Here is a 20642-nt window from a genome sequence, read left to right on the forward strand (position 1 = left end):
TACTTAGCGGGGCGCAAAAAATACCGCTGGATATTAATTGGCCGATGAAAATCGAATATTCTTATTCACAGCACAATTAAGGTGCGAAACTATATCGCACAGAGTGAAACATGTCTCGCTTCAAAATGGCTCGTTAGAGCTATCGGGAAAATCGCCCGCTATAGCTTCGCTGCTCTCCACTCGCGAGTCGTGCACTATCCAGTTTTTGCAGCACCCTGGACCAGCCCCACTCAAACGCGCGCGCCGTCGATTTCGGCCACAACGTGAACAATGGGTTGAACGGATTGTCCCGTGCCTGCATCCATACGGTCATGCGATGCGAGCGTTCGGCCGCCTCACCCCGGCGGTGGAAGCCGTATACATTGGCCACCACCAGCGTATTTGCCGGCACATGAAAGGTTTTCGGCTGTAAACCCATTTTCTGAAGGTCTGTGGTACTTACCCGAAAGGACCCGTCCCAGTAGCGCGCAGGATCCCGTGCGGCCCCCTGCTTGCTGGCTTCCAGACTCTGGCGATACTCCCATCGCAGGCGTCGCCAGCTCAAGCGGTGGGAACCGGGAACATAGACGAAGGGGCCATTCCGGCGATCGGTATCGTCAACATACAGCCACCCCTTTACACAGGGATGAAATGTATCCGCGTGCATATCCCGTTGCGGATCGGGCCTCGGTACTACATTGGCCTGATTACACAGGTTCTCAATGTAATATAACGGCCTTCGGTTTTTGGACGAGCAGTAGCGCATCAGGCGATCAAGTGCTGGATTTTCAACCAGCGCCCGCATTTCAGGCATCTTCGCACGCTCAGCGCCGGTAATAAACAGCCGCTGAGTCAGTGTCGTACCCTCCACAAACTCGCGTACGGCGCCCTCGTATTCGTGCAATTCCTGCGCCAGGCGCTGGAAATCCGCGGCAGGCAGGAAGTCGCGTTTCAGAATAAACCCGTACTTGCGGAATTGGCGGCGGTCCGCCGCCGATACCAGCGGGGACAGTAAAAAAAGACGAAAACGGAACAGCAGATGCGCCATCACGACACGCCCCACATGCAACCCGCACCGATTCAGCCAGTAGCTGCCAATAATCGGGTTGTGCTTGAAGCTCTTGCCCCAGGACACCAACTCCAGCAACCACTTGGGTAACAGAACAAGCTTTTTAACAGATTTCGAACCCACGAGCCCTCCAATCCCCCGACACCGCTGCTTCCCGGTACACAACCGCCTCGGCCCATTCAGTGTTATTAAAATCTCATCGTTTAAAGAAGCGATTGCGCACCAACCGGTAGAGTCCGCGCTCCCAGCCACGCGGGTTTGATCTGGCGCGCTGCGCCTCCAGAATCTGCACAGCCGTTTCTGTATCCACAATATCGCCGCTTTTTGGGTCCACATAAGTGGGATACAGAATCAGGGTGGCCGCTACCAGTTCATCGAGGGTACGCCTGCGACCTCGCGCCTTCATGCAACGGCGCACGGCCGCAAGCTCCAGTAGGCCATCGGGTGCGGCATTGGCTCCATTGCCCAACAAGCGGTCCTCGGTCAGCCCCCAACCGGCATAAAACGGCAACCCGTAAGTGACCACTTTTACTCCCCGAAGCAACGCCTCAAATCCGCTCAGAGAACACAGCGTATGCACCTCGTCCACCTGTTCAAGGATTGCCGGCATGGGCACATCGGTCAGCAGCTGGTCGTACAGCTCGCCAGAATCTGCAGCCAGTTCCCCTACCCGGCCGCCGGCCAGCACATCCGGGTGCGGTTTATACAGAACATAGGCCTGGGGATTTGAACGACGCACCTGCGTCAATAATTGGCGATTACTCTTTAACCAGGGCGAGCCCTTTGCGATCGACGCATCGCTCTCCACCTGCCCGGGCACGAGAATAATGGTGCGATTTTCTGGCAGCACCAGTTTCGCCTCCTGGCCGGACAGGTTGTATTTGCTTAACTGCCGGCAAACCAATCGCTCGCGCAATGCCGCAGCACGCGTGCGCAGTTCCGAACTGATTTCCGAATTACGCAGAATCGACTCCAGGTCAGACGGTCGCGACGCATCGTAATAAATGCCCTGGCTATCCAACACCAGCGAGAGCGGCCGCACCAGGTCAGAGCCCAACCCCACAGAGCGTAAAAAACCATCCTCCAATTGCCATAAGGGCAACCTGAATTTTGCACACACCTCTCTCTGGGCATTGCGTAACCCACTGGCCCAAACCACCGCCCGGGTACCGGGTTCCTGGTCGGGAACAGAATTCGCATCGCCACCAACAAAACGCATCTGCCCCGGGCGGCCAAGAAAATCCGGCACGAACTTTCGCTTCCAGGGCGAAAAACCGAGCCCGAGCCAGGGGCCGGCCAACAGGCGATGTCGGCGCACCTGTTCCGCCAGCAGACGGATCGTGTCTTCCAGGGAACAGCGTTTGCCCGTATACGGGTTGATATACCGGCAATAGCGCAGGTAGGCCGCGGCAAACACCTGCTCCAGAGACCGCGCCTGACCACGTCGCGGGCATTTCTGTGCGTCTTCGGTAAGCCCCCAACCGGCAAAAAATGGCAGACCGAAACAGCGCACCGGTTTGCCGGCCAGCAATGCCTCGAAACCAAACTGGCTGGTTACCACGTAGACCCGGTCTACCGCATCCAGTAACGCCCAGGGATTGATATCCTGCGACCACACCCGGCAATTGTGGGTGCGTGCCGCATCCAGCAGGTATCCACGTTTATGGCCGGCAATCACGTCCGGGTGTACCTTCACCACCACCTCGGCGTTTGGGTTTTCCGCGATCGCCGTCTCAAGCATACGGGTGAACGTCGACGAATCCGCAGCGCCGCAGGTGACCGCCGCATCGCCAAAGGTCTGGTCAATCACCAGCACCCGCGGCCGGTCATCGGGCCAGGTGACGGGTGTATCCGGTGCACCGTTGTATTTTGACAGACGGTGTTCCCGTAGCAGGTCGATCCCGGCACGGGCGCGGCTCAGCTCCGATTCGGAAAACGCCGCCGCGAGGATCAGATTCTCCAGGTCACTGGGGCCGCTCGCGTCGTAATAAATTCCCGTGTGATCCACGATCAGGCTGTGCAGGGGGGCGCCCCCGACCCCCAGCCCGAAAGAACGCAGAAAACCATCTTCAAGCCGGATAAATGGCAGCCCGGACCGCGCGGCAATTTTGCGCGCGCGCGCCGCCGTGGGTTTGTGTCCCCAACCGGCGATATGGGTGGTGCCCTGGCTGGGCCGCAGGGCAAACCAGTAGCTGGACGCGTCCAGCAGGGTATCCAGATACGGGATGCGCTTGAGACCGCGGGAGCAAAAACCGACTAGAGACACGAGCGGGCCTCACTTAGCATCCGCGCGCGCGCACCCTTGTCGGCCGCCAGCCCCAAGATCCGTTCGATCCAGACGTCCTGTTCCATCGGCAACAGCAAACCATTCTCGGCGTGGCGCACGATACCGCCATACACCGGCCCGGCGGCATACACACCCACACCACCCGCCAGGGTGATATCCAGAAACTTGGTGTGGGCACGGGCGCGATTAAATGGCAGGTCCAACAGCGGTGCCAATCCAATGGTACGCCCTGGGCGTAGCAGTAGGGACTGGTAAGCGTTCCATTTCATGGGATGCAGCACATGCACTCTCGGCAACCCCTGAAACAGCCGATTGACGCTCGCATTACCAATGACCTCAAACACCATCTGCCCGTTGGCCGACAGAAGCTGTTCAATGACAGGGCGCAACCACTTGAGATCCTCACCGTGGGACGCGGAGCCGTGATAAAACAGCGTTATGGGAGCCCCGTCCGACGGCGCAGCATCATTGCGCACCAATAAAGGCGCGAGCGATCCCGGCACTTGCGGTGGCAACAACTGCGGATGCCACTGTGCGTATCGCTGTTGCAGATACGGTGTGGCCACTAACAGGTTAATTCCCATTGCACGCAACCAACGCTGGTGCCGCCAACTCAGGTGCAGCAGCTTCCATTGATAGCGCAGTGGCATACGCGCAAACGAAGACCAGTTGAACAGATCATCGTCCACAAAGAAGTGCACACTCGCCGGCGTGTCAGGGTGCGCCGCAAGCAAGCGACGCCAGCCTTTGGACATATAGCGAACGAAGACCAGGTGCCTGTCACGAAGCTGGTCCGCTTGCGGTACATCCGCCAAAGAACGGTATTCGACGGAATTACCCTGGGCCTCCAGGTAGGGGCGCAGAAAGTAGTCTGTTGAGGGGTTTGCCCCCTCCTCCACCACCACCCAGCGACCTTCCGGCAGTCGGGTATGCTGAATAGCCTGCGCGTTGTGATTGGCGTTCAAAATGCTAAGTCTTCAAATCTGGCTCGAACAAGTGCCAATTATGCCGAATCACATCGCGAAGTGCCCGCTCCGGGAACGACTACACATTCTGCCAGCCCCTCCTGCTCGATCTTCGCTTTCAACACAGCCTTCGCCCGATCATCACCGTGAACAACCCGCACCCGCTGCGGACGCTTTTTCATTTTGCGGATAAAATCCAACAGGTCATCCATATCCGCATGGGCGGAATAGCCGCTGATCGTGTCCACTCCCGCTGCGATCTGGTAACGCTGCCCATCGAGATCCACATATCCATTATCGGGACCATACGCCTGAATATCACGACCAGGTGTGCCCCGCGCCTGGTAGCCCACAAACAGAATATTGTGGCGCTTTTCTTCCAGCATCGCCTTCAGATAATTCACTACCCGACCGCCGCTGCACATACCGCTGGCCGCAATGACAATCGCCGGGCGCCGGCTATTGGCGAGTTCTGCCACCACTTTGCGGTGGGCACCGTGCTCGTCCACGGTAATCAACTGCTCAAAACTCAAGGGGTGGCGGCCACGGCTGAGCAATTGGCGCGCTTCCGCATCCCAGAACGGCCGCAGCCGCCGGTACACTTCGGTAAACCGGCTGGCCAGAGGGGAATCCACAATGACCGGCAGATCCCGCCACGGGTTCTGCCCGCGCTGACGCCCGGCCTGCGTGTGAAAAATGCCCTCCAGCTCGTACAGTAATTCCTGAGTACGCCCGATACTGAATGCGGGGATCAAAACACTGCCCCCATCTTCCAGGGCAGATTCCACAGCCCGCTGCAGGGTACACACCCGCCCCGCGCGGTTCTGATGCAAACGGTCACCGTAGGTACTCTCGATCACCAGCTCATCACAACCCCAAGGCGCCGTTGGGGCATACAGTAACGGGGTATTGGGCGCCCCCAGATCACCAGAAAAAATAATACGGCGTTTGGGGCGAGAAAGTTCACACTCCACATAGGCAGAACCAAGAATATGACCGGCGCGCTGCAGCCGAATCTGGAGATTACCCTCCGAATCACTCGCCACCGCTTGCCAGCGGTTATAGGCCAGAGGGCGCAATTGCTTTCTGATATAGCCGAGAAACTGCTCGATCAGCGCCCGGTCCCGGGTAAAACCGATCTTTAGAGCATCTTCCAGCACCAGAGGCAACAGCTCCGCCGAAGGCTCGGAGCAATAGATTGGCCCGCGAAAACCCGCCGCGATCAGATAGGGAATCCGCCCCACGTGATCAATATGTACATGGGTAACCACCAGCGCCCGCACAGTGCCGATATCAAACTCAATATGCAGACTGTGCTGCCCCCGGCCGCCAGGTGACGTCTCTGCGCCCTGGAATAAACCGCAGTCTATCAGTACGGAATTGTGTGCATCGACAAACAGCTGATGACAGGACCCGGTTACACCGGTTACGGCACCGTGGTGGGTGAAATGGCCGGGGGAATTGAGGCTTGTGGACGACGTACAAGGCGTTGCGATTTCGGACATGGCCAAATCCTTTTGGTCATTACTTAGGAAATGCAAGCTTACCTGATAGAGGCCCGTGGATCACGCCAGGGAGAAGTCTTCGTGAATCAGTGTTAGGTTTGGGTTGTACGCTGGATCGTTGTCCAGTTGCTCTCCCCATCGCTTGCGCATGTATTGCGCTTCACGCTGTGCGCGATTTCGCTTTGCATTCGTATTATCTGATCCCCGGGACACGGACTCATGGTGGTACAGCTCTGCCTGCGGGGTCCAAAGGTTCCTATAGCCAGCCTCTCTCACCTTCAAGCATAGATCGACGTCGTTAAATGCGATGGCAAGATCTTCTTCATTGAGACCACCAACTTCCTCAAAGACTGACTTTCGCAGTATCAAACATGCGCCAGTCACAGCAGAAAGATTCTGGACAAGGTGTAAGCGAGAGAAATAACCATAGTCATCGCGATGAAAATACTTGTGGGAATGACCTGCCACACCGCCTATACCTAAGATCACACCGCCGTGTTGGATAGTATCGTTGGGGTAATACAACTTAGCTCCGACGCAACCAATTTCGGGCCGACAGGCCTGACCTACCATCTCCCGTAGCCAGTCTGCGTTGATTGGTTCGATATCATTATTGATAAGCCCCAGGATCTCTCCCTTTGCTAGTCGCGCAGCAAAATTATTAATAGCAGAATAATTGAACGGATAATTCCAGCGATGTATGGACACACGAGAGTCGTGACTGACAGCCTCCAGATAATGAAGGGTTTTAGCACAAGAGCTCTGGTTATCTAAAATCAACAATTCGAAATTGGGATAATCCGTTCGGGAAAGGATTGCATCCACACAGGGCTGAAGAACATCGTAGCGATCTCTCGTCGGTACAATCAAACTAACCAGCGGTGCAGGCTCCGGGACAGACCAACGTACGCTATAAGTATTCGGAGTAGGGCCGGGTTCGACGCGAGCCGATAACCGCTCCCGCTGTAAGTAATCGGCTACAGCACGTAGCCCGGACTTCATCGTGTAGGCTTTATTTGCCCCTGCCAATGCCGTTGACCCTTCGGCCGCCCTCCAGTGATAAAGCACTTCGGGTATATGTACTACCGTTTCCTCACTAAGCTGAGGTAGGCATCGAAGCAGAAGATCATGATCTTGACTACCCTCAACCCCTACTCGAAACCCACCGACCTCTCGAATCATCTCCGTTTTCAGCACCATAAGGTGGCAGATATAGTTCTGTGATAGCAATAGGTCTGGATTCCAAGCGGGCTTAAAATGTGGTTCAAACCGCACACCTAGAGCATCAATCTTGTCCTCGTCAGAATACAGTAAGCTTACCCTTGGAGATTTATCTATCGCTTCGACCACTCTGGCTAACGCGTGGGGTGCTAACACATCATCATGATCTAAGAGTGCAACATAATCTCCAACTACCATCTCCAATGCGCTGTTACTTGCCGCACAAATATGTCCGTTCTCCTGACGAAACAGCACTTTAATCCGGTCATCACACGACGCAAAGTAACGTAAACTTTGTACCACCTCTGGATTGGTGGATCTATCATCGGCAATGCACAACTCCCATTTTCTATACGATTGATTTAAAACAGAATCAACACATTCCCGAAGTAATTTTGGATCAGTATTATATACAGGCAGCAATACAGAAATGAGAGGGCCATCTTCACACACGGCTGGAGCACCATGCGCAAGAGAAGACTCCACTTCCGAAATCCAGTCTCGATACATTCTCTCCTGTTTATTACGGACAAACGTTTCCCCGTAACGATCTAGTGCAAAATCAAGCCAACCTTGCTCACGTTCTTCACAATCACGCTTGATATCGTGGGCGACTTGGGATTTCGACCGTCCGCGGTACCGGATATGCATATTTGCAATTCGTTGAACCAATCGATTCTTTGCAAAAGATTCACTTAGCCAAACAATTTGGAAATGACTGATTGAAAATAATCCGGGGCACTCAAGTGGATCAAATCGCATCGAAGATACCGCCCTGCGGAAATAGACAATGCGTTTGGAAAGCTTACCTGTACGCAGCGGCAAAGAATACTTCTCGATCTCGTTAAAGTCGTCACCAGTATCCACATATAAAGAGGCATCACTATCACTGAGCTCACAGTCCAGCTGCAGCTCGATCATATACCAGCCAGCCCTGAGCTTTCCGGGAGAGACTAAAAACTGGGGATCCCCTCCCGTTGAACACCACTGATAACCTTCCGGGTTTTCTGGCGCGTGCAAATCATGGGCAGGCTGGAGGCGAGAAAGAAGGTCTTTACGGAAAATGGACTTAATTAATCTAATCACAAGGTTCGGCTTAATAAAATTCTAACAAATCACGATTTCGGGAGTAGCCGCGGAGACTGCACTAACGGCTGCCCCGTTTCAGCCACCAAACACTCGATGCTACTTCCGGGGCGATACCCTGAAACATCAAATGTAAAACCAACAAACCCCCCGCGCTTGACCCCTTTCTCCCTAAGCCCGGGGCGATCCTCATTCGCAATGGCCTCACCAACAACCTTACCGTCAATCTTGATATGTAGAGCGACCGGTTCATCTCCTTCATCGGCCACAGCCCAACCACCTAGACGACCATCTTTTGGCTTCATCACCACTCCTGCCACAAAGCTGCCCATTCCTGAAAGTGTTTTGCGCCATTCGAACTGCTCCCGTGCCAACCCATAAAAGTGCAGCTCGGCAGCGTTCAACTTGCGCAGCTCCATTTCTTGCTCTTCAGTGATTTCATATGGGTCAGCATAGGAATCACGACTTAGATTCTCGGTGAGCTCGGGGATTGCCAAATTAAACTTTCTATTCAGGAGGTTTAGCGATTGCTCATACTGATCCGTAAAACCGATAAAACCTAACCCCACCCAAGGCAAATTCCCTAAAATACGGAACTGACGATTGATATTCTGCTTAGCACGGTAAAACTCCTCAAACGTCCCTTCAAACCCATTATTGCGAACAAAGTGTGTGTACTCAGAAACCGTTCGCTGAAGTGGGTTCCGGAGAAACGTTACCATTCTCTGAACACCAAATACGGAGACATAACGTGCAGCGTGAAAATGCCCCGCCAACAATTGATAGCCTTCTCTCTCGAAAGCTTTTCGAAACATCCAGTTGTCAGGCGAAAGGTTCATCCACTGACGAACGATACCACTAGTTTCCGCGGCCTCTGCGCCGTAATCACGACAAACACGCCCGGAACCAAAGAAAGCATCCGCACCTGACCGAAAACTGGTTCCGGCGGTCTTTGGCACGTGAATAAATACAATAGGATCCACTACAGAAAGCGCCCTCTCAGAAAAAAACTTGAATTACCGGCAACGGCAATCTTTCTAAAAATCACCAAAAATAAAAACTAAATCACACCGAACATTCCGCACATAGACCGTCAACTTGAAACCAACAATATGCGTCACCGCGGTACGCCTAATAGCTTCACGCGCTCTAGTGACTGGGGCGGCCCCGTTTTGCCTACAGCCTTCAATCTAAGGGACAAAAGGGGCACAACCATCACTGTAATCCTTAAATCAGGAAACAGGCTCTTTCAACTCGCCAAGTTCGACCGAATCAACTTGGGGTTCAACATTCTCGAACTCAGAAACGCGACTCGATAGCTCTGCTATTTGAGACTGCTGCCTGACGATCATCTGAAGCGCAAATCCGAGCAACTTTTCGGGGTCGACATTCACGACGCGCGGTTCAATTGGAGTATTGTCTAGCTCTGGCTGCCCACAAGCTTTGAGTAGCGCATTAGTCGAATCAATATCATCTGATGCCTCTTCGACTACAGATCTCAGGTCGTCGGCAGTCGGCATATATGAACTCAACCACTCCCCCGGTCCTCTCGTCAGATCGATAGAATCCAGCTTAAATACCCGGTCAAACTCACGAACAGCTACCTTCTTACGCTTCGCGCTATTGAATAATGCTCTAAGATATAGCTCTTCATCTGAAAGCCTCTCATTAACACGAATGGACGGTAGTGAAAACGGGATTCTGGCCTCCAATTGGAAGCTTGCAACTACGTTCTCGACTTCATCAAAATTAACAACCTTGAAATCACCACGGAATGTGTCACTCCATGTCTTCAGTGAACTATAAAATGAAACAGGGGACCTTTTGATATAGTCCGAGAATCCGCGTAATGGCCCCAAGTAACTTTTATGTTTTAAGCCCCACTGCCCATAAGCTGATTCGGCCCAGGAGTCGTATTTCCGAACATAAGACAGCACTTTAAGGTTCACACCGACCTGTTTAAGCTTCACAAGTACTGGAAGAATGTTCTCATGCCTCTTCAACAGAAACTCACTACTCCAAATCGCCATGTTAAGGCCAGCCTCGATACTGGACTCTATTGACGACAGCAAAACATCTTCTAGCTCACGGTGCGCATCCACCGGATCCAAAGCCAAGAAAGGCTTTGTACCGCTTGCCTTCTGCCAATCATATTTTTTCTCAGGGGCAAACTCCAGCATAAGCCCCCAGTAATCGATCTTCGCACCGGCCAATTCAGCACGGGCCTCCTTAAGAGACTTTTGAATTGATGATGTTCCGGTTTTTCCGGCACCAATATGGACTAGCAATGTAAAATTTGAAAAATCAGCATTCTGCACAGTTAAAATCCCCTGATGATGTTAACGCTCGGATCGCCAGAAACCACTAGAACCACATGGCGCCAAACTAAATATCGGCTCAACCTAAACAGGCAAACCACCTTGTAAAAAAGCACAAACTGGGCGCAACGAAAACGCACCAGCTCGACCGTCGTAAATCAAGCCTTTGAAGCTTCTTTCAGCAACTTCTCGTAACTACGGAGCTTCTCCCTTATCTTCGGGCCTCGCGGCCTAAACATTGCTGCCAGCTTCATTAGTCGATAAGATTTTTCAACGTCTACTTCCTCCAATAAAATAGCGGCATCTCTAAGGTCATCGACAAAAGGAGAGGCCAAACCAGCACTTTTGGAGTTGACTACCATACCTAAAACGCTATCAAGCAGCTCTACGTGCTCCTCCGAAAGCATTCGATTTTCGTCACTCGGTAGTGCACACTCGAAAACATTAGATTCCTGTGAAAAATATTCTTTTGATAGGCAAAGATTGAGCTCATCGAAACGTGCTTGAAGTGCAGAGTACTCCTCCGCACCTAGCGATAACCCCTTCCCGGGGCACTCACTCGCAACTAAGCGACCTAAACTAAGATTAAGCTTATTAATCCCTTTATTGGGAAGAAATCGCGGCAGATGCCTATTTATCAACTTAATGAGAACTTGACCAAAATGATTTATGGATTCATTTTTTTTTGGAACATCAAAATCACACCGCTCCACGAGCGCCTCATTGATACTGAACGCAAAGTCTCTTAAGAGGTTACCTTGATAAAACCAATCTTTTCTAAAAACTTTGGGGGTAACGGATCCGTCACCAAATATCTTATTCCAACGCTCGAGAAGAGATTTATAGTCGTAATATTCATTACTCGGCACACACTGCCGCTCTACAACATCGGAGAACTCAGCATCATTCCCACTTCGCAAAGTAGTTGAATACAAAGACAATGCAACATCTGCCTGAGGGCGGAGATACACCAAAATCTGCACCGAATCAAAGTACCCATCGAGTATATTTTTTAGCTTTTTCACTTCATCCTCATAAGTCAAACGAGAGTGAAAATGCTCACTAGAACAGACTACTGTGTGGACATTGTTCGGGATTGTCTCTATCTCTTCCTTGAATTTTTTTAAAAACTCCTCCTCATAAGATTTCCGCTCATCAGCCGACACCACCCCTTTTTCAATGAAAAAGTCATCGGTCTTATCAGCCCGCATACAAATAGAAGGCAGCGCGCGGTTATTCTTCTGGCCCGGCGACTGCAAAAAATAATAACCGTTCCCACCCAAAACCGATCTATTCTTAAAAAGAAATTCCTGGATTGATGTCGTGCCGGTCTTTTCAGTTCCAATATGGAGTAGGATATTCATATCATTAGTTGCCCAAAATCGTAGAGCGGAGCAATATTAGCTCCCAAAATAGACTTTCAAATGACTTTCTGCACACTCACGCACCGACATTGGCTTCGGCAATGTCGCAACAACGTCATTGTAGACAGATTCGTCCAGTACCATCTCACTCAGCTTCTTCGCCAATGAGATCCCGCTACGTGCCCTGAATAGCAAATCGAAATGTTCACTCTTTATTTTTTCTGCCATACCGCCAATATCACTACCGATGACCGGCCGACCATGATTAAAGGCCTCCTGAATTACCATCGGGGAGTTTTCCCACCACACAGAGGGTATAACAACCCAGTCAACTTGCTCCATTAACAACCCCATTTCATGGGAATCATAGGAGCCATGGAGTGTAACTAAGCCTTCAAGCTCATCCAGAAGACTATGAATTTTTCGTTGAAAATCAGAACTTTGCGACTCAAGATTGGCGCCATGGATATCCAAGTGAACTTTATCTTTCAAGCTCTCGGGGATAGCTTTAAAAGCCTCAAGAAGAACGTCCACTCCTTTAAAAGGATTAATCTGGCCAAAAAACGCAAAGCGACCACGAAGCTCTCCTTTTGCTAACGCTCTAGGTCCAGGCAAAGGCACGTTGGGCTGACCATTCTCAATCATGTGCATTCTCTCTGGAGAGATACCCCATGCGATATATCGCTCGATCAAAAAGTGACTTGGAGAGATAAACTGATCCACCAAATCAAAAATTGACTTAATATATTTTTCACGCAGGAAGAAATCAGATGGAGAACGGTCCGGAAAACATTGCGCACAATCAGTGGGCGATGATTTATAGCAAAGTTTCATCTGTTTTCCGGGCTTCACCATCTGCCCATTGTTTGCGCAAATGGCAAGATATTCATGGAGAGTCAGAATAATACGAGCACCTGGAAGGGTGTTCTTCACCTCCCTGATTAGCTCCAAGCCCATATGTATATAGTGATGAAAGTGAACAACAGAAGGGCGATAGCGCTTCAATAAAGCTCGAAATTCCTGCCACACGTGCCTTTTGTTTCCAGACTGAAACAAAAAGAAATCCGACATATGTGTATGAAACAAGATCTCACGCTCAGAATTTACTGTTGAGAAAGCCGATCCGCCATGAGAGGGACGGTTAGTCCTAGCCAAGAATACACTATCTACCCCCTGCAACTTATATTCTTTAAATAGATTGTAGGCAGCCACTTCGGCTCCGCCCTTGCTATGGTCTGGGTGACCATGAGAAATCACCAATATTTTTTGTTCTCTCACTAATTTCACCCTATCGCATCAGATCTTCGATAACACCGCCCCAGCGAACTGTATGTTGCCATGCGTTGTACAGAGTAATTTTGAACTTCCAATCTCTATTTTCAAACAAGTCTTGAGACTGCCTCTCCAAGTGATATAACTTTTCGTTCGCAATCAAATAGTGGCGATATCCATTCTTACGAAGTTTTAGACACAAATCAGTGTCCTCAAAATCTCCCAAAACATAACTTTCATCAAGACCACCAACTGTCTCATACAGAGACTTGTCGATAAACATACAAGCACCTGTTACCGCCTTAGCTTCAGAAACATCCTCTAAGTCCAAAAGCCATTCGGGGTTACCTTTACCGGGGTACTCATTGAACCACAAGTCACCAAAGCTTGGATTCTTCGCAAAGCTAATTCCTACATGCTGAACAGTATCGTCCTCAAAAACGAGTTTCGGGGCAACTACCCCCACATCACTCAGAAACTGACACTTTCGCTCAATACGAGAAAGCCAACCTGATTCGCTCGGAATCACATCAGAATTAAGCAAAACTAATTTTTCTGACCTTGCGAACCTGGCGCCGAGATTATTAGCGCCTGCATAACCCTGGTTCCGCCCACTATAGATCACACGAAAACTTACAGGGAACAGGTTGGCAACATCATGACAAAATGGAATAAATTCATTGTGCAAGCGAGGATCATCGAGCACATAAATTAACTCGGTATCATCAAAGTCCGAATCTTTAGAAAACTGAGCGACCTGATGTAGTAAAAAGTCAAAACGCCCATAAAGCGGAACTATGAGCGTTCGCCTGGGGACTTCAATCTCTTCTCCGAATTGCAGCGTTTCAACCTTCGGGTCAGATAAACTTTCATTCCTGTGTTGCCACAAAGCAGCTAACGCTGGACCAACGTGATTTTGCATAGAATCTTTATAATCAGGATCTTCAACTTGAAAATTCACCAAAACTTGTTGACTAGCAAATGTAATATCAGAGCCTACTACTTCCGGCTCAAATGGAGCCTCGTAAATCGCCCCATCATGAGTTACGAATACAAGCTCCAATCTCCCCTTTTCCATCAAGTGGGGCATTTCTACCCAACTGTATAGGCCCGGCTTACAACTTGCATCACTACGCCCCGGAAACGCCTCAAGCACGTCATCACGAGGGTAACGAACAGAATTCTCAAGTAAGTTTTCACTGTAACTACCATCTGACGTCCGCACTACTACAGCGGATAAGTTTCGCTGACGATCGAGTAGCCATCCACTTAAGAACACCCCCCTTCCCGGCACACAAAGGAGGCTTTCCCAGTGCCAATTTAGCTGTTGTTTTAGCTGCTCCTCACTAATTTTTCGCAAACCCGGAAGCTCAAATAGCTCGCCCCCCATACTCTTATAGAGCACACGCTTCAACTTCCGCTTTTCTTCGCCACGCCAGTTAGCGCAATGACCAAACAAGTCCTCTCCTGAAAGGGGAGAGAATGGTTTCAATTTAGCTGGGAAGCTTCCTGTATCTGCTGCAACAACATTAAGATCAAATTTCTCATGGCTAGGCACATCACTACTTGGCCACTCAACAAGTAAGCTATATCCCCACTGGCTGTTCTTTGCATCGCATGAGAAGTGCTTACTGACATCCAAGCGTGTAGCTCGAATCACTGTATGAGGTACTGCGGTAACTATTTTTTCAGGAAGATTTTCGCCTTCCTCAATTAGCGTAAGGCTAAAATCTACGTCACTATGAGATGGATGATACGCCCAACCTTGAATCAACAGGTACCTCTCATTGACGACACCACAGACATCCACCCAAACCACCACTGGCTTCGGTTCAGATTTACCCTCAACATGCTCAGATGGACCGCCTAAACTGTTCACGCTACTCTCCATTTCCCAATCTCCCTGGCGAATTACAGCTGGTTATGTTCTTCGAACGTCCATGTTTGATAGCTTCCATCCAACACATCCTCCCACCATTCGCGACTATTAAGGTACCAGGCTATCGTTTTTTTTAAACCCGACTCAAATGTTTCTCTCGGCGAGTAATCAAGTTCACGAACTGATTTATCAGGGTCAATTGCATATCGTTGATCATGACCAGGTCGGTCGCGAACAAACTGGATCAAAGATTGTGACCTAGAGTGGGTAGCGCTTCTAGCCGCCGGGTACTTCGCTGCAAATTCACGGTTGCTCGCAAACTCTTCATCTATATATGCGCAGATCGAGCGAACGATATCAATATTCTTCCACTCATTGACGCCGCCTAAGTTGTAGCTATGCCCCAGCCGGCCTTTTTTTATTACAAGCTCGATTCCTCGCGCGTGATCTTCTACATAAAGCCAGTCGCGAATCTGCTGGCCATCGCCATAAATCGGCAGCGGCTTATCCTGAAGGATATTGGTGATCACCAGAGGGATCAGCTTTTCCGGAAAGTGGTAAGGACCATAGTTATTGGAACAATTGCTGGTGGTAACGTTCAGGCCGTAGGTGTGGTGGTAGGCACGCACCAGATGATCGGACGCGGCCTTACTCGCGGAGTACGGGCTATTGGGCGCGTACGCTGTTGTCTCGCTAAAGGCGGGATCTTCCGGCCCCAGGGTGCCGTACACCTCGTCTGTTGATACGTGGTGGAAGCGGTGGTTTTCTTTGTTGAGTCCTTCGTCCAGCCAGATTTTTTTGGCGGCCTTGAGCAGGCTGTGGGTGCCGATGATGTTGGTTTCAATAAAGGCATCCGGGCCGGTGATGGAACGGTCTACATGGCTTTCTGCAGCGAAATGCACCAGGGTGTCGATGCGGTGTTCTTTGAGCAGGGTTTCTACCAATTCGGTATCGCAGATATTGCCGTGGCTGAATACGAAGTTGGGGTTATCCGCCACTGGATCCAGGTTGGCTTTGTTGCCGGCATAGGTGAGTGCGTCGAGTACTATCACTTTGTCCTGGGGGTAGGTTTTCATCCAGTAGTGGACGAAGTTTGCGCCTATGAAGCCGGCACCGCCGGTTACTAACAGGTTGCTCATTTTCTTTTGTCGTTCCGTTGTGCTGGATTCCGGCCTTCGCCGGAATGACGGCACTGTTTAAATAGTTAACTCTTTCTTTTTTGGCTTGTGGCGGGCCCGCGATGGCTACGCTCCGTGTCTCTGGGTCCCGGCCTTCGCCGGGACGACGGGGGTCAGGTAGCGAGAATTTTGCGGAGCACCGGGCGCCAGTGATTTAGCTCGATGCCGGAGTCCTCTACCAACCGGGACTTATCCAGAACGCTGTAGGCTGGGCGTTTTGCCGGAGTTGGGAAGTCGGCGGTGGTAATCGGTTTGATCTGTACCGATTTTTCACTAGGGATCAGGCCTGCGGCTTTACCTTCTTCATAGATGGCTACGGCAAAGTCGTACCAGCTGGCGACGCCGGCGTCGGTGCAGTGGTAGATGCCCATTGCTTCCGGGTTCTGTGCCAGTGCGTAAATGTTGTTTGCCAGCGTGCCGGCCCAAGTGGGTGTGCCTATCTGGTCTGCGACCACACCCAGTTGGTCGCGCTCATTCATGAGGCGCAGCATGGTGTTGACGAAGTTGCCACCCTCGCGGTCGTAGACCCAGGCGGTGCGGACGATAATGGCTTCCGGGAGGATCGCCTCGATCGCTTCTTCACCACGGGCTTTGCTTTCGCCGTATACACCCAACGGTTTTCTGGTATCACCTGGCAGGTAAGGGTGGGATTGCTTGCCGTCAAATACAAAGTCGGTGGAGACATGGATCAGGCGGATGCCCAACTCACGGCAGGCCAACGCCAGGTTTTCCGGGCCGCGGGCGTTAACTCGGTGGGCCTGGTCAGTATCAGACTCCGCTTTATCTACGGCGGTGTAAGCGGCGGCGTTGATGACCAGATCGGGTTGCGCTTGCTGCAGGACGGTGAAAACCTGCTCTTTATCGGCAATATCCAGGGTGTCGCGACCGTGGGCAATGATGGTGGTGTGGGCTGGGGCCTGTTTTTGCAGTTGTTGGCCCAGTTGGCCGTTTTTGCCGGTGACTAGAATTTTCATATTTTTGGGGCTCCGGTGCGTGCCGGGGTCTCTATGGTTTTCCTGGATCCCGGATCTAGTCCGGGATGACGACGCGGTGCTTCTGGATCCCGGATCCAGTCCGGGATGACGACGCGGTGCTTCTGGATCCCGGATCCAGACCGGGATGACGACTCGTCCTAGTCGAAGGTGACGGCGTCTTTCAGCAGTTTGCCTTCGGCGTCTTTGGCGGAGAGTTTTGGGGGCTCTCCGTTGACCAGGGGCCAGTCGATGCCGATTTCAGGGTCGTCCCAGCGGATGGAGTGCTCGTGCTCCGGGGCGTAGTAGTCAGTGCATTTGTAGACAAACTCGGCGCTTTCACTGGTCACGTAAAATCCGTGGGCGAAGCCCTCCGGCACCCACAGCTGGCGCTTGTTCTCTTCATTGAGTAGCACGCCTACCCATTGACCGAACGTCGGGGAGCTGCGGCGCAGATCTACGGCGACATCGAAGACTTCGCCGGCGGTGACGCGGACCAGTTTGCCCTGGGTACTCTCAGTCTGGTAATGCAGACCACGGAGGATGCCCTGGCTGGATTTACTGTGGTTGTCCTGCACAAAAGTGCGTTCGGCACATGCGCGATCAAAAAAATCCTGGCGGAAGGTTTCCAGGAAGAAGCCACGTTCGTCCCCAAAGACTTTGGGCTCCAGGATTTTTACGTCTGGGATCCTGGTTTCAATTACTTTCATAGCGACCTCTTAGGGCCTGGCAGATTTATGCACTCTGCACAATTGGCATTCCGCTGGGCGGCACTCCGCTGGGCGGCATCCCGCCGTCCCTGGCGGTCAGGCTTCTACAACAATCTTTTGGGTGACTTAACGCGCAAATGCGTGGTCGATTTTGGATTCCGCCAGAGTCTGCATCAGATATTCCCCATAGCCACTTTTCATCAGCGGCTGGGCCTGGATTTCCAGAGTTTCTGCATCGATAAACCCTTTGCGGAATGCGACCTCTTCCGGACAGGCGATTTTCAGGCCTTGCCGGCGCTCGATGGTCTGCACAAAATGTGCGGCTTCCAGAAGGTTGTCGTGTGTGCCGGTATCCAGCCAGGCTGCGCCGCGGCCCATCAGCTCCATATTGAGCAGGCCAAGGTCCAGGTAGATACGGTTGAGGTCGGTGATTTCCAGCTCGCCACGGGGGCTCGGACGGATCTCCCGCGCCAGGTCGCACACCTGGTTGTCGTAGAAATACAACCCGGTAACGGCGTAGTTGGATTTGGGTTGTGCGGGCTTTTCTTCGAGGCTGACCACCTTGCCCGCGCTATTGAATTCGGCAACACCGTAAGCCCGTGGGTTCGCTACGTGGTAGCCAAATACCGTAGCCCCTTCATTGCGCTGGTCCGCGCGGTTGAGCGTTGCGGAAAAGTGCTCGGCGTAGAATATGTTGTCCCCCAATACCAGCGCACTGGGGTTATTGCCCACGTGTTCGCGACCAATCAGGAAGGCCTGGGCAAGGCCATCCGGTGATGACTGAACCGCATAAGACAGGTTGATGCCCCACTGGCTGCCATCTTCCAGCAAACGCTGGAACAGTGGTTGCTCATCGGGAGTGGTAATAATCAAAATATCGCGGATACCCGCCATCATTAGCGTGGTCAGCGGATAATAGATCATTGGCTTGTCGTACACCGCCATCAGCTGCTTGCTCACCCCTTTGGTGAGCGGATACAGGCGAGTGCCGGAGCCACCGGCCAGAATTATTCCCTTTCGTGACGTATTCCCTGTTTTCATTCACTCCCCCTATTAAACTTTAATTTAGAGCTTCCGTACCACGTTGCGCGAGCTTCGGGCAAAAGCTCCCCCCTCACCGACGTGACTCCGTTGTCAAAAAATTTAAAACCCTGCGGCCCTCCCCTTCAGGCCACAGAGCAATCCCCCATTAGAAAGACAGTACGGCCGCAGTGCCAACCGCAATACGGTAAAGTATTTCGGTTACATCTTTTGTGACCTGCAACTCGCTGGCCTGAATTTTTGGCATCACCATGATCTCATCACCGGGACGCAGTACGCCTTTCAGGCGATTATCAAATTTGCTCTGCTTGATACGGCTGATGGTGCCATCCATATGCAGTACCACCAGCTCTTTAGTGTCCGCATTGTTGGAAAAACCCCCGGCCAGCTCAATGTAGTCATCCAGTGTGTTGCGCTCGTTAAATACCAGCGAGGTTGGGAAGATAACCTCCCCAACCACGGAAACGGTCGAGGCCCGCAGCGGGACAACCAGTTCGTCACCGTCTTCCAGCAACATGTCACCGGCGTTGTCATTGTTCGCCAGTACCACCTGCCCCCGGGGCCGCGCCTTGCGCGCCTTGGTAATAAAATTCTGGATCATCGCCGCGGTGTCTTTTAACGAGGTTTTATCCGCAGTTGTTGTGGGCTGGCGAGTAAGCGCTTCCATTTCCAGGGCATCCAACGAGCGCTCCAGCGCGACCTTCTGTTTTTTGGCCACACTTTTCCGGTAGAGCTGAATGGCGAACGGGTCTGCGTTATTGCGATAGCGCAGTTTGTCCAGCAGATCTTGCAAGGTGGCGCCGTAAGGCAGCACATACGCAGCAGGGCCATCCACCTCACCATTGACTCGCACAGAAATACTGCTGATGTCACTGTCACTCACCAACTCCACATGGGCGCCCGGGTGCAGCGGCGCCAGCAATGCTTCCTGAAGCGGGATATAACTTGCCTGCTGTTCGTCGTCGATCACCTGGGTGATGCGTGCGTAGTTGGCTTGCGGGTCCGGCTTGGCAACCATCAGCATTTCGCCAAGCTGCGTGGTGGGGCCGATAAACTCGATCTGCCCGGATTCCTGCACGGCACCTTCAATACTGATAAAGCCCTGCCGCGCGCCTACAACGATGGAATCGCCGTTGCGCAACTGCAAGGCGGGCATACGCCCCTCGACCAGGAAGTTATACAGATTGATGCGCTGGAGCTCCTTCCCCTGGCGCAAGACCTTGATGTCGATAAAGCTTCCGCTCTCGCGGCTGATACCGCCGGCGCTATCCAGGTAATAGAGCACGGAATCGGACGAGAAGCCGGGATATAGCCCGGGGCTCTCCACATAGCCGGTAACAAACACTTTTACCGGCTGGCTGGCCTCAAGATTGGCGTAGGCCTGCACATTGTTTTTGAACACCCGCTTGACGTGGCGCAGCACGAAATTATTCAAGTCGCCATTCTCGACCCCGGCCACACGTACCGGCCCCACTTCGGGGATAAAGATATTCCCCTGGGCATCTACGGTGAGGACGGCATTAAAGCTGTAGGCTCCCCAAAGCTGCAGTGCGATCTGGTCGCCTACGGTAACCCGGTAACCCCCGTTGAACCCGCGAAACGGCTGGTCTTTGAACGCGCCCTTGAACAGGGACTCGCCAAACGCGGGCAGGTGATCGCCCAGTTCTACCTGCTGGTGTTTTTTGTCCAACTGCTGCGTGTCGAGAGACCATGCGCCCGCAGCCATCGCCCAGGATATCAGCAGTAAAAGTACCCGGCCCGTGTGAGTAAGGAGTGTTGCCATAGGGAATGCCGACG

At 52.1% G+C, this 20642-nt stretch carries 15 protein-coding genes; all 15 read right to left on the reverse strand.

Going from position 1 to position 20642, the window contains the following annotated elements; genetic code table 11:
• Window positions 1-139: 139 nt before the first annotated feature.
• The gene (locus LRR79_RS15520; RefSeq protein WP_231758079.1) at window positions 140-1171 is read right to left on the reverse strand and encodes a phytanoyl-CoA dioxygenase family protein; all 1032 of its coding nucleotides are present in this window, start codon (window positions 1169-1171) and stop codon (window positions 140-142) included.
• Window positions 1172-1244: 73 nt separating this feature from the next.
• Entirely contained in the window at window positions 1245-3314 is a 2070-nt protein-coding gene (locus LRR79_RS15525) for a capsular polysaccharide biosynthesis protein (RefSeq protein WP_231758080.1), read from the reverse strand.
• A complete protein-coding gene (locus tag LRR79_RS15530; protein WP_231758081.1) occupies window positions 3305-4300 on the reverse strand; it encodes a glycosyltransferase family protein in 996 nt (331 codons plus the stop codon). The genes LRR79_RS15525 and LRR79_RS15530 overlap by 10 nt, the downstream gene beginning before the upstream one ends.
• A gap of 38 nt (window positions 4301-4338) precedes the next feature.
• Window positions 4339-5805, reverse strand: a complete 1467-nt coding sequence (locus LRR79_RS15535) for an MBL fold metallo-hydrolase RNA specificity domain-containing protein (RefSeq protein WP_231758082.1) — start codon at window positions 5803-5805, stop codon at window positions 4339-4341.
• Between the two features lie 60 nt (window positions 5806-5865).
• The gene (locus tag LRR79_RS15540) at window positions 5866-8112 is read right to left on the reverse strand and encodes a glycosyltransferase family 2 protein (RefSeq protein WP_231758083.1); all 2247 of its coding nucleotides are present in this window, start codon (window positions 8110-8112) and stop codon (window positions 5866-5868) included.
• Window positions 8113-8141: 29 nt separating this feature from the next.
• Window positions 8142-9095, reverse strand: a complete 954-nt coding sequence (locus tag LRR79_RS15545) for a sulfotransferase family 2 domain-containing protein (protein WP_231758084.1) — start codon at window positions 9093-9095, stop codon at window positions 8142-8144.
• 249 nt (window positions 9096-9344) lie between these two features.
• Window positions 9345-10430, reverse strand: a complete 1086-nt coding sequence (locus tag LRR79_RS15550; protein WP_231758085.1) for a hypothetical protein — start codon at window positions 10428-10430, stop codon at window positions 9345-9347.
• A gap of 158 nt (window positions 10431-10588) precedes the next feature.
• Complete coding sequence (locus LRR79_RS15555) at window positions 10589-11794, reverse strand: hypothetical protein (protein ID WP_231758086.1); 1206 nt, start codon at window positions 11792-11794, stop codon at window positions 10589-10591.
• A gap of 36 nt (window positions 11795-11830) precedes the next feature.
• Window positions 11831-13072: a glycosyltransferase family 4 protein gene (locus LRR79_RS15560; protein ID WP_231758087.1), complete on the reverse strand. Its 1242-nt coding sequence runs from the start codon at window positions 13070-13072 to the stop codon at window positions 11831-11833.
• Between the two features lie 10 nt (window positions 13073-13082).
• The gene (locus LRR79_RS15565) at window positions 13083-14945 is read right to left on the reverse strand and encodes a glycosyltransferase (protein ID WP_231758088.1); all 1863 of its coding nucleotides are present in this window, start codon (window positions 14943-14945) and stop codon (window positions 13083-13085) included.
• A gap of 32 nt (window positions 14946-14977) precedes the next feature.
• On the reverse strand, window positions 14978-16084 hold the full coding sequence (gene rfbB / locus LRR79_RS15570; RefSeq protein ID WP_231758089.1) for a dTDP-glucose 4,6-dehydratase: 1107 nt from the start codon (window positions 16082-16084) through the stop codon (window positions 14978-14980).
• Between the two features lie 152 nt (window positions 16085-16236).
• Window positions 16237-17097, reverse strand: a complete 861-nt coding sequence (rfbD, locus tag LRR79_RS15575; protein WP_231758090.1) for a dTDP-4-dehydrorhamnose reductase — start codon at window positions 17095-17097, stop codon at window positions 16237-16239.
• A gap of 158 nt (window positions 17098-17255) precedes the next feature.
• Entirely contained in the window at window positions 17256-17804 is a 549-nt protein-coding gene (rfbC, locus tag LRR79_RS15580; RefSeq protein ID WP_231758091.1) for a dTDP-4-dehydrorhamnose 3,5-epimerase, read from the reverse strand.
• A gap of 126 nt (window positions 17805-17930) precedes the next feature.
• Window positions 17931-18845, reverse strand: coding sequence for a glucose-1-phosphate thymidylyltransferase RfbA (gene rfbA, locus LRR79_RS15585; RefSeq protein ID WP_231758092.1), 915 nt, complete (start codon window positions 18843-18845; stop codon window positions 17931-17933).
• Window positions 18846-18993: 148 nt separating this feature from the next.
• Complete coding sequence (locus LRR79_RS15590) at window positions 18994-20628, reverse strand: polysaccharide biosynthesis/export family protein (RefSeq protein ID WP_231758093.1); 1635 nt, start codon at window positions 20626-20628, stop codon at window positions 18994-18996.
• Window positions 20629-20642 lie beyond the last annotated feature (14 nt).

Origin of the sequence: Microbulbifer elongatus, assembly GCF_021165935.1 — a bacterium.
Taxonomy (GTDB): domain Bacteria; phylum Pseudomonadota; class Gammaproteobacteria; order Pseudomonadales; family Cellvibrionaceae; genus Microbulbifer; species Microbulbifer elongatus.